This window comes from Burkholderia sp. MSMB1589WGS, from assembly GCF_001636105.1.
Lineage (GTDB): Bacteria > Pseudomonadota > Gammaproteobacteria > Burkholderiales > Burkholderiaceae > Burkholderia > Burkholderia humptydooensis.
Window position 1 is genome coordinate 1,237,218 of record NZ_LNJT01000007.1, and the last position, 17,443, is coordinate 1,254,660.

Consider the following 17,443-nt stretch of genomic DNA (forward strand, 5'->3'; position numbering starts at 1 on the left):
ACCGGCCGGCGATGGCACATCACGACACCCCGCTCGCCCGCTCGCTCGCGATCCAGGCGCGCGTCGTCGGCGCGCTGCTGATGCGCGAGATCCTGACGCGCTTCGGCCGCCACAACATCGGCTTTCTGTGGATTTTCTTCGAACCGATGATGTTCACGCTCGGCGTGCTCGCGCTGTGGACGATAACGAAAGCAACACACGGCTCCAACTTGCCGATAACGGAGTTTGCGGTGACCGGCTACTCTCCCGTGTTGCTGTGGCGCAATTGCGCGAACCGCTGCGCGCTCGCAATTCAGCCCAACCAAGCGCTCCTTTATCACCGCAATGTGCGCGTGGTCGACTTCTTCTTTGCGCGCCTGTTGCTCGAAATTTCCGGCGCGACGATGTCGTTTACGTTCCTGACGATCTTCTTCATTGTCGCCGGCATGATGCATCCGCCCGAAAACATGATGATGGTCCTCGGCGCATGGCTGCATCTCGCCGCATTCGGATCCGGCCTCGCGCTCGTTATCGGCGCGCTGTCCGAGCGCAGCGAATCGGTCGAGCGGATCTGGCACACGGTTGCGTATCTTCTGTTCCCGCTGTCGGGCTCGCTCTTCATGGTGGCATGGCTGCCCGAAAAATTCCAGAACGCGGTCCTGCTGCTGCCGATGGTGCACGGCACCGAAATGCTGCGCGGCGGCTACTTCGGCTCGCTCGTCACGCCGCACTACAGCATCCGCTACATGGTGTTCAGCGATTTGATCCTGCTGCTGATCGGCCTGTATTTCGTGCGCGACGCAGGCCGCAAGGTGGAGCCGGAATGATCGAGCTCGAGCGCGTCTGCAAGGACTATCACACGCGGCAAGGCATGCGCCGCGTGCTGAACCAGATCGACCTGAACGTGAAGCAAGGCGAGAAGGTCGGCATCCTCGGGCGCAACGGCGCCGGCAAGTCGACGCTGATCCGGATGATCAGCGGCGCCGAGCTGCCGACGTCGGGCCGCATCCGCCGCGGCATGCAGGTATCCTGGCCGCTCGCGTTCGGCGGCGCATTCCAGGGCAGCCTGACCGGCATGGACAACCTGCGCTTCATCTGCCGCGTCTACGGCGCCGACCCGAAGGCGGCCGAGCCGTTCGTGCAGGAATTCTCGGAGCTCGGCTACTACTTGCGCGAGCCGGTCAAGAGCTACTCGGCCGGGATGCGCGCGCGTCTCGCGTTCGCGATCTCGATGGCGATCGAATTCGACTGCTTCCTGATCGACGAGATCGTCGCCGTCGGCGACAGCCGCTTTCACGCGAAATGCCACCACGAGCTGTTCGAGCGGCGCAAGGATCGCTCGCTCATCATCGTGAGCCACGACGCGAGCTACATCCAGCAGCATTGCGACCGCGCATCCGTGCTGATCGAAGGCAAGCTGCATTCGTTCGACTCGGTCGATGATGCGTACGCGTTCTATCAAGAGAGCACCGCATGACGCGCGCCGTGCCGGCGTCCGAAGCTTGAGCCGGACGCTGAAAGCCGCCGTCCTGCAGTCCGCCGCGATCTGGGGCGCGCCCGGCGCCCAGCGGCGACAACTGCTCGTCGACGTGTCGATCATCGCCGCGCACGACGCCGGCACGGGCATTCAGCGCGTCGTCCGCTCGCTCCTCGCGCAATTGCTGGCCTCGCCGCCCGATGGCTTCGACGTGCGCCCGATCCGCGCGACGCGCAAGACGCCCTATCGTTATGCGGACCACTTTCTCCCGCCCGATGCGGGCGAGCCACAGCACGCCGCATCGGCCCCGCCGGGCGAAGCCGTGCGCGTTCGCGCCGGCGACGTATTCATCGGCCTCGACCTGACGAGCCGCATCGTCCCGCGGCGGCAGCGCGACCTGCTCGCGTGGAAGCGGCAAGGCGTGCGCTGCGCGTTCGTCGTCTACGACTTGCTGCCGTTCCAGCATCCGCGCTGGTTCACGCCGCGCGCGCGGCGCTCGTTCCGGCATTGGCTGTCGACGCTCGCCGTGCACGCGGACGAGCTCTGGTGCATTTCCCGCACCGTCGCGCGCGAGACCGACTGGCTGATGCGGCGCCGCTTCGGCTTGACGAACGCGGACATCGCGATCCGCTCGTTCGATCTCGGCGCGGAAACGCTCGGCCACGCACACGCCGCGCCGGCGTCGATGCCGGCGCAGGCGGACCCGTGCCGTGACGCGGCGCACCCGCTGCTGCTGATGGTCGGCACGATCGAGCCGCGCAAGGGGCACGCACAGGTGCTCGATGCGTTCGATGCGCTGTGGCGCGACGGCGCCGAGGTCACGCTCGTCGTCGTCGGCGCGCCCGGCTGGCATGTCGAACCCGTCGTGCAGCGCCTGCAGCGGCACGCGCAAAACGGCCGGCGGCTCATCTGGCTGCACGACGCGGACGATGCGCGCCTCGAGGCACTATACGCACAGGCGGACGGCCTCGTGATGGCGTCCGAGGCCGAAGGCTTCGGGCTGCCGATCGTCGAGGCGGCGCGGCACGGCAAGCCGCTGTTCCTGCGCGACCTCGACGTGTTCAGGGAAGTGGCGGGAAACCATGCGACGTACTTCCGCGCGGCGGACGGCGGCGCGCTCGCGCGCGAACTGTCGGCGTGGCTCGCGCAGCTAGCGGCCGGCGCCGCGCCGACGAGCGGCGGGATCGAGCCGATCACGTGGTCGGCGAGCGCCGATCAACTGAAAGCGCTCGTTGCGGCGCTCGCCGAAGCCGCCTGATTCACGCGACGCGGCGGCACACGTCGAGCGTTCGGCGCGCGCACTGCGCCCACGTCGTTTCGCTCGCGATCTCGAGCCCCCGGTCGATCGCGGCCGCCCGCCAAGGTTCGTCGCACATCACGTGCTCGATGCCGGCTCGCAACGCTTCATGATCGCCCGGCTCGACGAGCCATGCCGCGCCGCCCGCGACTTCCGGCAGCGACGAGCAGCGCGACGTCAGCGTCGGCACGCCGCTCGCGAGCGCCTCGAGCACGGGCAGGCCGAATCCTTCGTAGAGCGACGGAAAGAAGAACGCGTGCGCGCCCGCGTACAGCAGCGGCAGCGCCGCCTCCGGCACGAAGCCGAGATAGCGCAGCCACCCTTGCCGTTCGCCGCGCGCGATGTCCTGCCGCAATGCATCGCTTAACCAGCCCTCGCTGCCGACGAGCACGAGCGGGTAGCGCGCGCGCAGCGCCGCCGGCAACGCCGCATAGGCGGCGAGCAACGCGTCGATCCGCTTGCGCGGCTCGAGCGTCGACACGCACAGCGTATAGGCGCCGGGCGCGAGCCCGTATTGCGCGAGCGGCTCGGCAAGCGTCGCGCGCTCGCGGCGCCCGAACTCCGGCGGCACGCCGAGACGCACCGACGTGATCTTCTCGAGCGGCCAGCCGAAGCTGTCGGCCACCTCGTGCCGGATCGCTTCGGAATCCGTGATGATGTGCGCGGCGCGCGCGAGCGTCGACGCGAAGCCGCGCTCGAAGTGGCGGATGCGCTCGACCGGATGCGTCTCCGGATACTTGAAGACCGACAGATCGTGCACGGTGACGATGCCGCCTTCGACCCAGTCCGGCAAAAAATAATTGGGAGAATGAAACACGTGCCCGCGGACCGCGCGCTGCTCGCGCCACTGCCGCAAGCCGGCCGACACGCGCGGCCACCAGCCTTTGCGGCGCGCGGCGCGCCCGCGTGGCGGACCGTCGAGCAAGACCCGCGGATCGCCGATCCACTGGCCCGCGAAGAAATAGCGAATCGACTCAAGCCCGCTGTCCGGCGTCGAATAATGCTTCGCGAGCTCCCACGCATAGCGCCCGATTCCGGTCAGCGGCGGCACGATCGCGTCCACCGCGAGGATCAGCTTCAAGCGGCGCGCTCCAGCATCCATGCGAGCGTATCGCGCAACCCGACCGCCAGCGGCTCGCCGATCGCGTCGCGCAGCTTCGTGCTGTTGCCGATCAGCTTGCGAACTTCGTTCGCGCGCACGAAGTTCGGATTGACACGGATTTCAGGCCGATAACCCGTCAGCTCCTCGGCCATCGCGAGCACGTCGTGCAGCGAATAGCCGACGCCCGAGCATACGTTGAACGTCTCGCCGGCGAACGCGCCGCCGATGAGCTTCTCATAGGCGGCGGCGACGGCGCGCACGTCCGAAAAATCGCGGATCACGTCGAGATTGCCGAGTTCGAGCACGGACGCACGCGAGCGAAAGTGCGACACGATCTTCGGCAGCAGGAAGTTCGCCGCCTGACCGACGCCCGTGTAATTGAACGGCCGCACGACGACGATCGGCAACCGTTCGCGCCAGAGCCTCGCGACGAACTCCATCGACAGCTTGCTGACCGCGTAATCGTTCGCGGGCGCGGGCGGCACCGATTCGTCGATCCATTCGCGATCGGTGTTGCCGTAGACGTTGGCGCTGCTCGCGAGCAGCACCGAGCGCGGCGTATGAGACGACGACGCCAGCGCATCGAGCAGGTTCCGCGTACCGACGACGTTGGTCTGGTAGATCGCGCTCACGTCATCGTGCGCGACGAATGCGATCGCGGCCAGATGCACGACCGCATCGGGCCGTTCGCGCTCGAAGACGTCCGCGAGCTGGCCGCGATCGAGCAGATCCGCGACGTGCGTTCGCCATTCGAGCCCGACACCCGCCCGATGGACGAGGCCGCACACGTCATGCCCGCTCTGCGTCAGCCGCCGGGCGAGATACCGCCCGGTGAAACCGCCGATCCCGGTAATCAGAACTTTTGCCATAAATCAGAAAGAAAAACCTGCTTCATTGCGCCGGATGTCGGCCTCGACCATCATCTGGCACAACTGCTCCAGCGTCGTGGCGGGCGCCCAGCCGAGCGCTTCGCGCGCCTTCTGCGGATCGCCGATCAGCAGATCCACTTCGGCGGGGCGATAGAACTTCGGATTGATCTTCACGATCGTCTTGCCCGAGACCTGGTCGATCCCGACTTCGTTTTCTTCGCGGCCTTCCCATGCAAGCCTGAAGCCCGCCGCGCGCGCCGCCATGTCGACGAAATCCCGCACCTTCTCGGTCCGGTTCGTCGCGAGCACGTACGTGTCGGGCTTGTCGGCCTGCAGCATCCGCCACATCCCTTCCACGTATTCCTTCGCGAAGCCCCAGTCGCGCTTCGCGTCGAGATTGCCGAGCTCGAGCACGTCGAGCTTGCCGAGGCGAATCTTCGCGATGCTGTCGGTGATCTTGCGCGTGACGAATTCGCGGCCGCGCAGCGGCGATTCGTGATTGAACAGAATCCCGCTGCAGCCGAAGATGTCATAGCTCTCGCGGTAGTTGATCGTGATCCAGTGCGCATAGAGCTTCGCGACGCCATACGGGCTGCGCGGATGGAACGGCGTTGTCTCCGTCTGCGGGATCGCCTGCACCTTGCCGAACATCTCCGACGTGCTCGCCTGATAGAAGCGGATCGCCGGATTCACGGTCCGGATCGCCTCGAGCAGGTTCAGCGGGCCGATGCCGGTGATCTCCGCGGTGGTGACGGGCTGGTCGAACGACACGCCGACGAAGCTTTGCGCGGCAAGATTGTAAACTTCCGTCGCGCCCGTGGTCTGCAACAGGCGGATGCTCGCGCTCAGATCGGTCAGATCGTATTCGACGAGATGGAGATTCGGATGAGCGCCGATGCCGAGCTCTTCGATGCGCCAGAAGTTGACCGAGCTCGTGCGGCGATAGGTGCCGTAGACCACGTAGCCCTTGTCGAGCAGGAGTTGAGCGAGATAAGCCCCGTCCTGGCCGGTAATGCCGGTGATAATTGCAGTGACGCTCATTGTTGACTCACTAGATTGGTGTCCATCATGCCCGGCGCGGCCGGACGAAGCACGCTCCGGGCCGACGCGCTCGATACCGCTACCGCTTCGTTATTTCCATTCTCGTCAGTTGCATCTGCGTGCCGTGATCGATGCAGCGCACCTCGAAGTCGTCCAGGTGCTGTTTCACGTCGATGTCGAACTCGACGACGAGCGACTCGGCATCCCCCGGCGCGCGCGGCACGCGCGCGTCGCCGCGCCAGAGGCACTGCCTGCCTTCGTTCGCGACGAAGTCGAACGACAGATTCGCGTCCTGCTGCTCGTCCGGCGTGCCGAACACCTTCACCGTATAGTTGCCGGCCGTCATCGCGCGGTGCGGGCCGAACATCAGGAATCCGTCGTTGCCCGTGCCCTTCAGGCCCGGGCCGGCGTGCACGCCGATCTGCGTGCTGCAGTCGTAGCCCGGATAGATGACGGTGCGCGCGTCCGCGCCCGCCGCCGCGATGCCGTCGATCACCTGCTTCACGACCTCGGCCGTGCCCGTCCACGTGCGCACGCGATACGCCTTCTTCACGCGCTGCTCGACCTCGTGGATCTTCGCGGGCGTCGAGCACCATTCGAGCATCGCGTCGGCCCACGCCTGCACGTCCCATGCGGGCAGATAGCGAACGAGATCGCCGCCCACCTCGGGCAGCGATCCCTGATCGGAGCTCAGCACCGCCTTGCCCATCGCGAGCGCCTCGCCGACAGGCAGCCCCCAGCCCTCGTACAGCGACGGATAGGCGCAGAAGAGCGCGTGCTTGTACAACTGCATCAGTTCGTGATCGGTCACGTGATTGAGCTGCACGATCAGATCGCGCGTCAGCGGATCGAGCTCGATGTCCTTCAGCAAATCGCCGACGCCCCAGCCCGGCATCCCGACGAACACGAGCTTCGGCAGCTTGTGGCCGTGGCCTTCCCAGCACAGCCGGTGATACGCGCGGTAGAGGATCTCGTGATTCTTGCGGCGCTCGATCGTCGACACGAACAGGATGAACGGCTTTCTCAGCACGTCCTGCACCTGCGGCCCGACGTCGCCGTCGCCCGTCGGCACGTTGTCGCCGAGCGGAATCACGTGCGACGGCCGGATCGGCGAGCCGATCCGGTTGCAGAGCTCGAGGTAGTCCTTCTTCGTCTGCTCGGAGATGCACAGCACCGCGGCCGAGCCCCACGCGAGAAAATTGAAGTACTCCTTGAAGCGGCTCGACACGTCGCCGACGCAGTATTGCGGAAACAGCACCGGAATCAGGTCATAGCAGCACGTGATCACGTGGATGCCCTTCTTCTTGCGCAAGTTGTAGAACTCTGATGGATAAGGTTGGTCCCAATCGAGACCGATCGACACGAGAATGTCGCCAGCGGCGGGCGTGAGGCGATACTGCTGGTCGCCCACCGGCACATCGAGCCGGACGCTCTGCGCGCCGCCGCGTGCGTGCGACTGCTTGCCGAACAGGTCGAGCGCGCGATACAGGAAGCGGCGCGACAGATCGAACGATTCGGTGCGCGGCAGCATCATGTCGACGACGTCGTCGATCTCGGCCGAACGCCCGGCGGCGGGCTCCGTCCACTCGATGAATTGCCCCTCGCGCCACACGCACTTCCTGAAGCGACGCTTGCCGTACATCGCCTCGAGCTCCTTGCACAGCGCCTGCTCGACGCGGACGATGCCGACGGGCGGGCGGTTCCAGTTCGCACTGGTCGTGACGTTCATCCAAATCAGTGGGGCATTCTGTTGCGACATGCGTGATCCTTGGGTTCACTACCGGATGCCGCCGCCCGCGAACAGGCGACGTCATGGCGTATCGGTACGGGCTGCGTGCTTCAGGTCTGGCTTTGCAATTCGCGCTGCGGCTTCGGCGCGGACGACGCGCGCGGCGCGAGGCTCGCGACGTAGTCGACGAGCGCGCGCAGCGTCTCGTCCCACAGCACCGATGCGCGCGCGGCCTGCTCGTCGTGCGTGAGCCGCAGCGGCGGCGCCGCCATCGATTCGCGCAGCGCGGCGACGAAGCCGCGGCTGTCGTCGGCGATCGACACGCCGCGCGCGTTCGTGAACGCATCGAAGCCGCGCATCGCGACCGGCGTCGCCACGATGTTCTTGCCCGCCCACAACGCCTCGGCCGTCTTCAGATTGGTGCCGCCGCCGTGCGTGATCGGCAGGATGATCGTGTGCGCAAGTGTGAGGAGACCCTGCAGGCACTCTTCCGACACAACGCCAACTGATACAGTTGCACGCCCAAGGCCAGCAATCCTGTGAAAACGCGGATCCGACATGATCGCCGGTCCGGCACTCCCGACGAGCACAAGTAACTCATCCGGCGCGATACAGCCAACACCCTCACCAAACATCTCGAAGAAACCGGTCATATTCGGCGGATGGGCCGATGCACAGAACAGCACAATCTTGCGGTGCTGTGTGATCCGGTTCGCCTGCTCGAGCCCCTCGTCCGTCGTCGTGCGGCGCGCGACGCCGTTCTGCGCGAGAATGCACTTCGCCTGCGTATGCCGCTGCATCCATTCGAGATCCTCCTGCGATACTGCACAGACACCATGCGCCTCACGAAGAACCTTCAGTTCGGTTTCGAGAATCAGATCACGCGCTGTCGTTGCGCGCTCAACCGACATCAGGTATTGGACGATAATTTCATAACGTAGCTCGTGCTCGATGTTCTCCGAGCTATATATCAATCGAGTCTCGCGCAGTTTCCTTTGGCTCACGAAGCGCTTTGCGAAATCAAATAGCCAGGGGTTCTCGATCAGAATCACGTCCGGATTCGAGTCGATCTTGTTTGCGAGCGACTGATATGCATCGTCATCTTGCACATAGAGACGCCCGATCGCAAAATCCTCCAGCAATCCCGGGTCCTGAACGTATTTCTGCAACTTCTCGTATCCGGGGAAATCACAAAAAGTCGGCTCCGACGCGTACTGCTCACTTCCAAGTACGCCTGCAGATTGCACCTGATGTCCGGCAGCGCGAAGGACACGCACGATGTTCGCCACCCGGTGCTGGCCGCCGTGCGCGGGCGTTCCGACGGGATACGTGCTGAGCGTCAGGATCTTCATTTGCCGCTCCCCGTGCCTTGCGATTTGATCGACGACTCCACGTAGCCCTGATAGTGCTGCTGCATCTCCTCTCCCATCCGGATCAAATGATTTTCGAGCGCCCGGAGATCCTTCAGGTGACGATTCACGCTGAAAAAGAAACAGGTGCCCTGAACCAGGCCGCCGATCACGGGAATGCCGAACAGCTTGTTCACGAACATCGCGCCCTTCAGGTGAGCGATCTTCGCGCCGCGCTTGCGGGCCTCTTTCGATTTCTGGATGTCCGACAGGATCTGGATCTTGCTCACGCCCGCCCGGACGCGGCTCAGATAATGCCGCTCGCCGTATTCGTCCGGCTCGCGGTTCAATAGCGCGAGATACGCGGCGCGCACGAAATTCCTGTCGTGCAGCGAAAGAAAATCGTCGAGGTTGTACTTTCCGTCTTCCCGAACGACGAATTCCGGCTGGAAATTGATTTTCAACATTTTCATGCGATCCACACGATGTTTCGCTGAAGCCGCGTCGCGCTTCGCTTCGGTCGACGGCGCGAAATAGCGCACGTCGAGCTTCGGGCCGTGGCCCGCGAACGAAAACGCTCTCGCAAACCAGCCCCGCGCCTTCTCCGCGCGCCCGAGGCGATATCCTTCCCACAGGTACTCCGCGTTCCGCTCGGCGAGCGCATGAGCGTGACGCGCATGGGCTTCGGCTTCGGCCTCGTACTTCGAGCTCAGCTCGTCGTATTCGCCATTGCGCCGCTCGAGCCGCGACTGCAAGAAAGATAAATCGCTTGCCGCCTGCTGCTCGCGACGAATCCGCTGCCCGTCGGATTCTCGCAGCAAATTCTCGTAGTGTTGAACCAATGTTGTTTTTTCGCGCTCCAGATCGCGCACGAAGACTGCGTGCTGCGTCACGAGCGTCGCGAGTTTCTCGCCGCGCGCCTGCGCGTCGAGAGCAGCCGCCTCGATCTGCTGCAACAGCAGCCGCTCGCGTTCGCGATGTCCGTCGCGCTCCTCGCGCTGCGCGCGGCGCAACTCCGCAAGTTCCACGCCGTGAACCGCCGCGAGCCGCGCCCGCTCCGCCTCCGCTTCCTTACGCAGCGAAAGCGCTTGCTGCGCAAGCTTGTCCTCGGTTTGCGCGTCGCGTTGCCGCAGCGCTTCCGAATGTGCGCGAATCTCGCTCTGCGCAGTCTGCATCGCATCCGCGAAACGGCGCTCGTGCTCGACGCGCGCCGCCTGCCATTCGCGCTCACGCTCCGCATGCCCGCTCGCCTGCGCCGCAAGTGCCGCGTCGGCCTTCGCGGATGCATCGAGCAATTGCCGCCGCGCATCCTGCTCGCGCAGCACCGAACTCTTGAGCGTATCCTCCAATTTTGTCCGGAGTAAGGCATGCTCGTACGATCGCTCCCGGTCGCGAGCCGCCCATTGCTGCTCCTGCTGACGGAATGCCTGTTCGTCCGCCACCCTCTGTTCCAGCGCAGCGCGCGCCTGTTCGGCGCTGCGCGCGGCGGCCGACTCGAGTTCGTCGTTCAGCGCGCGAATGCGCGCCCGGCTGTCCTCGTCGATCTGCTGCAATTCGGCCTTGGCCGCATCGAGCGCCGCCTGATCGCGCTCGACGATTTGGCGGTGAAATGGCGCATTCGATTCGCCGCTCAGCGCGAAATCGTCGAACACGTTCGGCGGCGCATGAAACGCCTGCTTGAGCTCGCCGTGCTGCTCCGAAACATAGTATCTATTTAGGCCGTCAAAATAGACCGCGCAATACCCAAGCCCGACGAGCGCCGATTCCCATTCGCGATGACGCTCGATCTGCGTCATCGGCCACGTGCTTTCGACGACGACGATCCACGGGCGGGCGCTCGCGCCGTTCCAGCTCTCGAGCACCTGCCGCTCGAATCCTTCGACGTCGATCTTCAGCCAATGGATGTCGCGGCCCGCGCCCAGTTCGAAGATCGATGCGAGCGTCGTGCACGGCACGACGATTTCGCGCGGCTCGAAGCCGCGCTCGCGATGCTGGGCGGCGATGTTCGGGTCTGCGGTCGAAATGCCGGTTCCCGGTATTTCATAAAACCGTAAAACGTCGTTCTGGTTCGCGACGGCCGCCTGGATCACGGTCTCGTCCGGCCGACGCTGCCGCAGCGCATCGGCATAGCGCGGCGCGGGCTCGACGTGAATGCCGCGCCAGCCGTGCTCGTAGAAAAGGAGGCTGACGGAATCGATGCGCGGATCCTGCGCGCCGATATCGATGTAGAAGCCGTGCTCGACATGCGCGAGCGCGCGCCACAACATCACGTCCTCGAAATTTTGTGCGTAAGAAGTAATCATCGGACCATGAACTCGAAGCATGCTGCTCTCTGCCCTGGATAGATGCTGATCATGACGGCCGGGCTGGCTCGCCGCCCGGACCGAGCGCCGGTCATCGCGACGGACGCGCCGTGGCTGCGCGCATTCGAACCGCCGCGGCGCGTGCGTCACGCACTTACTTGAAGGTCTGGACGCCCGTCACGACAGGATACGCGACCGAGAACACGAGATTCAGGAACTTCTGCAACTCGGCGATCGGTGCGTTCGACACGTAAAGCAAGTCCTTGTTGTCCATCATGAAACTCTGGGCGACAAAAAAAGAACTCGGGTCGCGCAGGTTCACCCGGTAGACGACGGGCACCTTGCCGTCGGCCGTCGTGCGCACCGGCTTATTCGGCCACTGGAGCGCGTTCGCGTCCTCGAGCCGGAAGATGAAGACCCCCATCGCGTCGGAGCGCGAATCCTGCAGCCCGCCCGCCCGTGCGAGCGCCTGCGCGAGCGTGATGCCCTGCGCCTCGAAATTGATTTCCTCGTTCTTCCCGGTCGCGCCGAGCGCCGTGAAGCTGTACGGCTGGAACAGCGCCGTCACGACGTCCCCGGCGCGCAGCGGCACGTTCTGCCGCGGATCGCGAATCACCGATTCGAGCGGCAGCGACGCGACGACGTTGCCGCGCGTCACCTGAATCGTCATCTTGTCGACCGGCTGGCGCACGCCGCCTGCCGTCGCGAGCGCGTCGAGCAGCCGCTCGCCGCGCGCGGACAGCGGCATCCGGTCGCTCCTCGCGACGTCGCCGACGATCGTCACGTAAGAAGTTGCATTGCGCGACAACTTCACGAGCACCTGCGGGTCGTGCGCGATGTTCTTCAGGCGCGCCGCGATGATGCGCTGCAGTTCGGCCGGCGTATGGCCCACGGCCTTGATCTGGCCGGCGAACGGAACGTTGATCGTCCCGTCGCCGTCGATCACCTGGTCGGGCAGCACAGTGACCTTCGCGTTGGTCGCGCCCGCCTTCGTGTCGCTCGTCTGCGCGACGCCGAACAGCGTCGCGGGCGGCGCTTCCCAGATCGACACCTCGATCGTGTCGCCGACGCCGAGCTGCTGCTGGAAGCGCGCATCGTTGCCGAGCAGCTCGGAAAAATCGCCGTGACGGCGCTCGACGTAGAGCTGGCGCGCGACGCCGTCGGTCACGTCGACCACCTGGATGGCGGGAAGATTCGCCCGGACCTGGGCTTCGTCCTGCGAGTGGCTCGGCGCCCGATCGATCTGAGAGCGGCTGGGGCCCGAGCTGGCGATGCTCGAACAGCCTGCGAGCAAGGCTGCGCTGACTGCAAGCGCGATATAAGAAGCACCGCAAGACAAACGTGACATGTATCGTTGGGCCCCAGACGTAGACGGAGGCGAAAATTGTCGCACTTTCGGAGATGCAATAGAATATTTCAGCATCAATTGTCGCCTATTGCAAACGCATTCCGGAAAGAGACCCGCCGTGCGCGAACAGCCGTCCGATCGCGCGCGTAAAGGTCATTCAAGCGATTCGTATTCTCATCGAAAGATTGCATCCCCGTGACACATATTTACCTGGACGTCACACGCCTGATAAGCCGGTGCTACAAGGGGCTGCTTCCGACGGGGGTCGATCGCGTCGGCCTCGCGTACGTCGAGCGGTACGGCGCCCGCGCGCGCGGCATGCTGAGCGAGTACGGCTTCTCCGCCGTTCTGAGCGAAACCGACTCGCAGCGAACGTTTGCGATGCTGCTCGCGCAGCGCCCGGACCGGCGCTACATCGCGAACCTGCTCGCCCGCACGTGGACCGTCAACCGGCTGCGGCCGGCGCCCGCCGGCTCGACGCTGCTGCACACGAGCCACACCGGAATGGAATATCCGCGCTATTACCAGTCGATGCGGCGAAGAAGCGGCCGCACGGTATGCATGGTGCACGACCTGATTCCGTTGACGCACGCGGAATACAGCCGCCCGGGCGTCGACGACGTCCACCGCAAGCGCATCCACACTGCCCTTCGTCACGCCGACGGCCTCATCGCGAATTCGCAGGCGACGCTCGACTCGCTCGCGCAGGAAGCGAAGCGCGCGGCGCTCGCGCTGCCGCCCGCCATCGTCGCGCCGCTCGCGGGCGGCACCGGGCCGCAGCCCGCGCAGGCCGCGCCGCTCGCGTCGCCGTACTTCGTGATGCTCGGCACGATCGAGCCGCGCAAGAATCACTGGTTCATGCTGCACGTGTGGCGCAGGCTCGTCGAACGCCTCGGCGACGCCGCACCGAAACTCGTCGTGATCGGCCGGCGCGGCTGGGAATGCGAAAACGTCATCGACATGCTCGAGCGCTGCGCGAGCCTGCGCGGCGCGGTGATCGAGCAATCCGATTGTTCGGATGACCAACTACATGCGTGGCTGCAGCACGCGCGCGCGCTGCTCTTTCCGTCGTTCGTCGAAGGCTACGGCATGCCGCTCGTCGAAGCGCTCGCGTCGAACGTGCCCGTGCTCGCGAGCGAGCTCGACGTGTTCCGCGAAATCGCGGCCGGCATTCCCGATTATCTCGATCCGCTCGACGGCCCCGGATGGCTCGCCCGCATCGAAGCGTATGCGCGCGCGGACAGCCCCGAGCGACGCGCGCAACTCGATCGCATCGCCGGCTTTCGCGCGCCGACCTGGGCGGCGCATTTCGATATCGTCGACCGCTTCATTGCATCGCTCGGTTAGATGGCCGCGCCCACCGCCCCCCGGTTCGACTTGCGCGGCATCACGCGCGGCGCGCGGCTCGCGAGCTGGATCGCGCGCCGCTCGGATCGTCTGTGGATCGATCATTGGAGCGGGCGCGCCGCGCTGCGCATCGCGCGCATCGCCGGCATCCGCGCGCGCGCCGCATGGCCCGGACCGATCGCTGCGCCCGATGCGCGCGGCGCGCCGCTGCGCTCGTGGTTCTGCGTGCCGGCCGATGCGAGCAGCCCCCAGGCGTTCGCCGACGCGATCGCCGATGCGCTCGCCGCCCATCCGTGCGCCGGCAGCGGCCCCGAAACCGCCGCGCTGATGCGGCGCGTACTGCTCGCCGACGCGCTGCATCTGTGCGGACGCGCCGCACGCGCGCCCATCGCGGTCGATATTTCCGCGCGCCGCACGCGCGTGCTGCTGATCGACGAGCGGCGTGCAACCTCGGCGAACGTTCACGCGCGCGCGCGCGACCGTTCGAACGATTTCGAAGCGATGATGCAAGCGGCGCGCGCCGCGTATCCGGATGCGGCGTTCTGGATGATCCGAAGCGGCGACGCCGCGACGGGGCGCTGGCTGTCCGCGGATTCGAACGCGCTGCCGGACGGCGTGCATCGCCTCGCGCCGCCGTATTCGCTCGCCGACCTGCTGCGGCACGTCGATCACGTGTATGTCGTCGACGCGTCCGAAGGCATGAGCGCGCTCCTCGCCGGCGTGCGCACGCACGTATTCGGGACACCGTACTATGCGGGCTGGGGCCTCACAGACGATCGCCACACGCTGCCCGGCCGCGACGCGCGCCCGACGCTCGCCGCGCTGTTCGACGCCGTGTTCGTGCGCATCGCGCACTACCTCGATCCCGCGACGCACGCGCCGGGCAGCCTGTCCGCCGCGCTCGACGGCATCGAGCTGCAGCATGCGGTCGCGGAGCGGTTCAAGGATCTCGAGCGGGTCGCCGGCGTGCGTTTCCAGCGCTGGAAACGGCCGTTCGCGACGCCGTTCCTCGCGGCAAGCGGGGGCCGGCTGCGCTGGGCGCATGCGCCCGCGGCCGTGCGCGCGAACGAATGCGCGGCGTTCTGGGGCGCGCGCAGCGCGGAGGGTCTCGCTCCCGGCGTCGCGCACGTGCGCATCGAGGACGGCTTCATCCATTCGCTCGGACTCGGCTCCGACATGAACGCGCCGTATAGCCAGGCGATCGACCGGCGCGGGCTCTATTTCGACGCGAGCCGGCCGAGCGATCTGACGGTGCTTTTCAACGAAGCCGATTTCACCGGCGCCGAGCTCGCGCGCGCGGCCGCGCTGCGCGAGCGCATCGTGCGCGCCGGTATCACGAAGTACAACCTCGGCCGCCGCGCGCCGGCGTGGACGCGGCCCGCGGGACGGCCGGTCGCGCTCGTGCCCGGGCAGGTCGCCGACGACGCGTCGATCCGCCTCGGCACCCGCGCGCTCGGCACGGCCGACGCGCTGCTGCGCGAAGTCCGCGCGCGCCGCCCCGATGCGTTCATCGTCTACAAGCCGCATCCGGACGTGCTGTCGGGCAATCGCGACGGTCTCGTCGACGCGCTGCGGCTCGCCGACGTCGTCGACGCCGAGTCCGATCTGCTGTCGCTGATCGAGGCGGCCGACGAAGTTCATACACTTTCGTCGCTGGCGGGCTTCGACGCGTTGTTGCGCGGCAAGACCGTCTACACGTACGGATTGCCGTTCTATGCGGGATGGGGCCTGACGCGCGACGCGCTCGCGCCGCTGCCGTGGCGCGAGCGCGCGCTGACGCTCGACATGCTGACGGCGGGCGCGCTGCTGCGCTACCCGCTGTACTGGGATTGGCGTCTGCGCATGTTCACGACGCCGGAGGCCGTCGTCGAGCGGCTCGCGGCGCCGGCCGCGCGGCCGCTCGGGCGCGTGCGCGGCAATCGCGCGCGGCCTTTTCTGAAGGCTGTTCGTTGGACGCGTAATGTACTATCGCATGCCGGATGGCGAATCACGCAGCGGATCGCGGTTCGACAGGATCGCCCGGACGGTTGAAAATCGGCCGGCACGCAGCAGCGAATCGGCGCATCGACGGAATCGAAACCCGCTGGTTTTTGCGCAACGAGCCAGCCCAGCTTTGCAAATCGAGGTCATTCATGAACATTTATCCAGTGATCCTGTGCGGCGGCAGTGGCACGCGCCTCTGGCCGATGTCGCGCGGAGGCTATCCGAAACAGTATCTGAAGCTCACGAGCGACAACACGCTCGTCCAGCAGACCGCGTTGCGCGTGCGCGATGTCGAAGGCGTCAGCGCGCCGATCGTCGTCACGAACAACGAGCAGCGCTTCCTCGTCGCCGAGCAGTTGCGCCAGGTCGGCATCACGCCGTCGTCGATCGTGCTCGAGCCGATGGGCCGCAACACCGCGCCCGCGATCGCGATCGCCGCCCTCCTCGCGCTGCGCGAATCGCCCGATGCGCTGCTGCTCGTGCTGCCGTCCGATCACGTGATCGACAACGAAGCCGCGTTCGTCGATGTCGTGAAGACGGCGGCAAGCGTCGCGTCCGACGCGCATCTCGTCACGTTCGGCGTCACGCCGACGCAAGCGCACACGGGCTACGGCTACATTCGCCGCGGCGAGGCGCTCGCGGGCGGCGCGCACGTCTATCGCGTCGACGCGTTCGTCGAGAAGCCGGACGCGCCGACGGCCGGGCGCTTCGTCGCGGACGGCGGCTATTACTGGAACAGCGGGATGTTCATGCTGAAGGCGTCGACCTATCTCGACGAGCTGCGCCGCCACGCGCCCGACATCGCGCGCCAGGCCGGGCTCGCGCTCGACGCGGCGAAGCGCGACTGCGATTTCCTGCGGCTCGACCCCGAAGCGTTCGGCGCGAGCCCGAACGTGTCGATCGACTACGCGGTGATGGAGAAGACGGAGCGCGCGGCCGTCGTTGCCGCCGTGAATCTCGGCTGGAACGACATCGGCTCGTGGAGCGCGCTCGCCGACATCGCGGCCACCGACGCGCAGCGCAACGCGCTGATCGGCGACGTGTACACCGACACGGTCGAGAACTCGTATATCCGCGCCGAGCACCGGATGGTCGCCGCGATCGGCATCGACAACATCGTGATCGTCGAGACCGCGGACGCCGTGCTCGTCGCGCATCGCGACCGCGCGCAGGACGTGAAGAAGGTCGTCGAATGGCTGAACGCGTCGGGCCGCCGCGAATCCGTCACGCACCGCCGCGTGATCCGGCCGTGGGGCGCGTACGAAGGCATCGATCAAGGCGAGCGCTTCCAGGTGAAGCGCATCGTCGTCAATCCGGGCGCGCAACTGAGCCTGCAGATGCACCATCATCGCGCCGAGCACTGGATCGTCGTGAAGGGCACCGCGCTCGTCACGAACGACGGCAAGGAAATCATCCTGACCGAAAATCAGTCGACCTACATTCCGCTCGGCGCAACGCACCGGCTGAAGAATCCCGGCAAGATTGCGCTCGAGCTGATCGAGGTCCAGTCCGGCTCGTATCTCGGCGAAGACGACATCGTCCGCTTCGAGGACACGTACGGACGCACGTCCGCGACCTGACGCGACGAGCCGCAACGGAAAGGCCGCACGACGACGATC

Annotated in this window: 13 protein-coding genes; 6 read left to right on the forward strand and 7 right to left on the reverse strand. The window is 66.1% G+C overall.

Features of this window, described 5'->3' with window-relative positions; translation table 11 throughout:
• Nucleotides 1–11 precede the first annotated feature (11 nt).
• From WT16_RS13660 to WT16_RS13670, 3 genes are read left to right on the forward strand one after another with little or no spacing between them, the layout of a single operon-like run.
• Nucleotides 12–806 carry an ABC transporter permease gene (locus tag WT16_RS13660; protein WP_006025395.1) on the forward strand — a complete coding sequence of 265 codons (795 nt, stop codon included), beginning with the start codon at nucleotides 12–14 and terminating at the stop codon, nucleotides 804–806.
• Nucleotides 803–1,456: an ABC transporter ATP-binding protein gene (locus WT16_RS13665; RefSeq protein ID WP_006025394.1), complete on the forward strand. Its 654-nt coding sequence runs from the start codon at nucleotides 803–805 to the stop codon at nucleotides 1,454–1,456. The genes WT16_RS13660 and WT16_RS13665 overlap by 4 nt, the downstream gene beginning before the upstream one ends.
• A gap of 25 nt (nucleotides 1,457–1,481) precedes the next feature.
• Nucleotides 1,482–2,714: a glycosyltransferase family 1 protein gene (locus tag WT16_RS13670; RefSeq protein ID WP_082874803.1), complete on the forward strand. Its 1,233-nt coding sequence runs from the start codon at nucleotides 1,482–1,484 to the stop codon at nucleotides 2,712–2,714.
• Between the two features lies 1 nt (nucleotide 2,715).
• On the opposite strand, the gene WT16_RS13675 is transcribed toward WT16_RS13670, so the two are convergent.
• From WT16_RS13675 to WT16_RS13705, 7 genes are all read right to left on the reverse strand, one after another.
• Nucleotides 2,716–3,834, reverse strand: coding sequence for a glycosyltransferase family 1 protein (locus WT16_RS13675; protein WP_015600070.1), 1,119 nt, complete (start codon nucleotides 3,832–3,834; stop codon nucleotides 2,716–2,718).
• A complete protein-coding gene (locus WT16_RS13680) occupies nucleotides 3,831–4,724 on the reverse strand; it encodes a GDP-mannose 4,6-dehydratase (protein WP_063533525.1) in 894 nt (297 codons plus the stop codon). The genes WT16_RS13675 and WT16_RS13680 overlap by 4 nt, the downstream gene beginning before the upstream one ends.
• Nucleotides 4,725–4,727: 3 nt before the next feature.
• A complete protein-coding gene (gene gmd / locus WT16_RS13685) occupies nucleotides 4,728–5,765 on the reverse strand; it encodes a GDP-mannose 4,6-dehydratase (RefSeq protein WP_006025390.1) in 1,038 nt (345 codons plus the stop codon).
• 79 nt (nucleotides 5,766–5,844) lie between these two features.
• Nucleotides 5,845–7,524, reverse strand: coding sequence for a glycosyltransferase family 1 protein (locus WT16_RS13690; RefSeq protein WP_059930944.1), 1,680 nt, complete (start codon nucleotides 7,522–7,524; stop codon nucleotides 5,845–5,847).
• Nucleotides 7,525–7,604: 80 nt separating this feature from the next.
• Nucleotides 7,605–8,846 carry a glycosyltransferase gene (locus tag WT16_RS13695; RefSeq protein WP_063533526.1) on the reverse strand — a complete coding sequence of 414 codons (1,242 nt, stop codon included), beginning with the start codon at nucleotides 8,844–8,846 and terminating at the stop codon, nucleotides 7,605–7,607.
• Complete coding sequence (locus WT16_RS13700) at nucleotides 8,843–11,146, reverse strand: FkbM family methyltransferase (RefSeq protein ID WP_063533527.1); 2,304 nt, start codon at nucleotides 11,144–11,146, stop codon at nucleotides 8,843–8,845. The genes WT16_RS13695 and WT16_RS13700 overlap by 4 nt, the downstream gene beginning before the upstream one ends.
• Before the next feature lie 154 nt (nucleotides 11,147–11,300).
• Nucleotides 11,301–12,494, reverse strand: a complete 1,194-nt coding sequence (locus WT16_RS13705; RefSeq protein ID WP_015601843.1) for a polysaccharide biosynthesis/export family protein — start codon at nucleotides 12,492–12,494, stop codon at nucleotides 11,301–11,303.
• Nucleotides 12,495–12,689: 195 nt separating this feature from the next.
• Between WT16_RS13705 and WT16_RS13710 the strand changes: the two genes are divergently transcribed.
• The 3 genes from WT16_RS13710 (at nucleotide 12,690) to WT16_RS13720 (ending at nucleotide 17,404) form a co-directional block, all read left to right on the forward strand.
• Nucleotides 12,690–13,841: a glycosyltransferase family 1 protein gene (locus WT16_RS13710; RefSeq protein WP_063533528.1), complete on the forward strand. Its 1,152-nt coding sequence runs from the start codon at nucleotides 12,690–12,692 to the stop codon at nucleotides 13,839–13,841.
• A complete protein-coding gene (locus WT16_RS13715; RefSeq protein ID WP_063533529.1) occupies nucleotides 13,842–15,872 on the forward strand; it encodes a capsular biosynthesis protein in 2,031 nt (676 codons plus the stop codon). It abuts the gene before it with no gap.
• Nucleotides 15,873–15,973: 101 nt separating this feature from the next.
• Complete coding sequence (locus WT16_RS13720; protein WP_015600992.1) at nucleotides 15,974–17,404, forward strand: mannose-1-phosphate guanylyltransferase/mannose-6-phosphate isomerase; 1,431 nt, start codon at nucleotides 15,974–15,976, stop codon at nucleotides 17,402–17,404.
• Nucleotides 17,405–17,443 lie beyond the last annotated feature (39 nt).

Coding starts and splice junctions, on each gene's coding strand:
- WT16_RS13660 (WP_006025395.1), top strand. CDS start 12: ATGGCACATCACGACACCCCGCTCGCCCGCTCGCTCGCGATCCAGGCG.
- WT16_RS13680 (WP_063533525.1), bottom strand. CDS start 4,724: ATGGCAAAAGTTCTGATTACCGGGATCGGCGGTTTCACCGGGCGGTAT.
- WT16_RS13695 (WP_063533526.1), bottom strand. CDS start 8,846: ATGAAGATCCTGACGCTCAGCACGTATCCCGTCGGAACGCCCGCGCAC.
- WT16_RS13700 (WP_063533527.1), bottom strand. CDS start 11,146: ATGATTACTTCTTACGCACAAAATTTCGAGGACGTGATGTTGTGGCGC.
- WT16_RS13720 (WP_015600992.1), top strand. CDS start 15,974: ATGAACATTTATCCAGTGATCCTGTGCGGCGGCAGTGGCACGCGCCTC.
- WT16_RS13715 (WP_063533529.1), top strand. CDS start 13,842: ATGGCCGCGCCCACCGCCCCCCGGTTCGACTTGCGCGGCATCACGCGC.
- gmd (WP_006025390.1), bottom strand. CDS start 5,765: ATGAGCGTCACTGCAATTATCACCGGCATTACCGGCCAGGACGGGGCT.
- WT16_RS13690 (WP_059930944.1), bottom strand. CDS start 7,524: ATGTCGCAACAGAATGCCCCACTGATTTGGATGAACGTCACGACCAGT.
- WT16_RS13665 (WP_006025394.1), top strand. CDS start 803: ATGATCGAGCTCGAGCGCGTCTGCAAGGACTATCACACGCGGCAAGGC.
- WT16_RS13705 (WP_015601843.1), bottom strand. CDS start 12,494: ATGTCACGTTTGTCTTGCGGTGCTTCTTATATCGCGCTTGCAGTCAGC.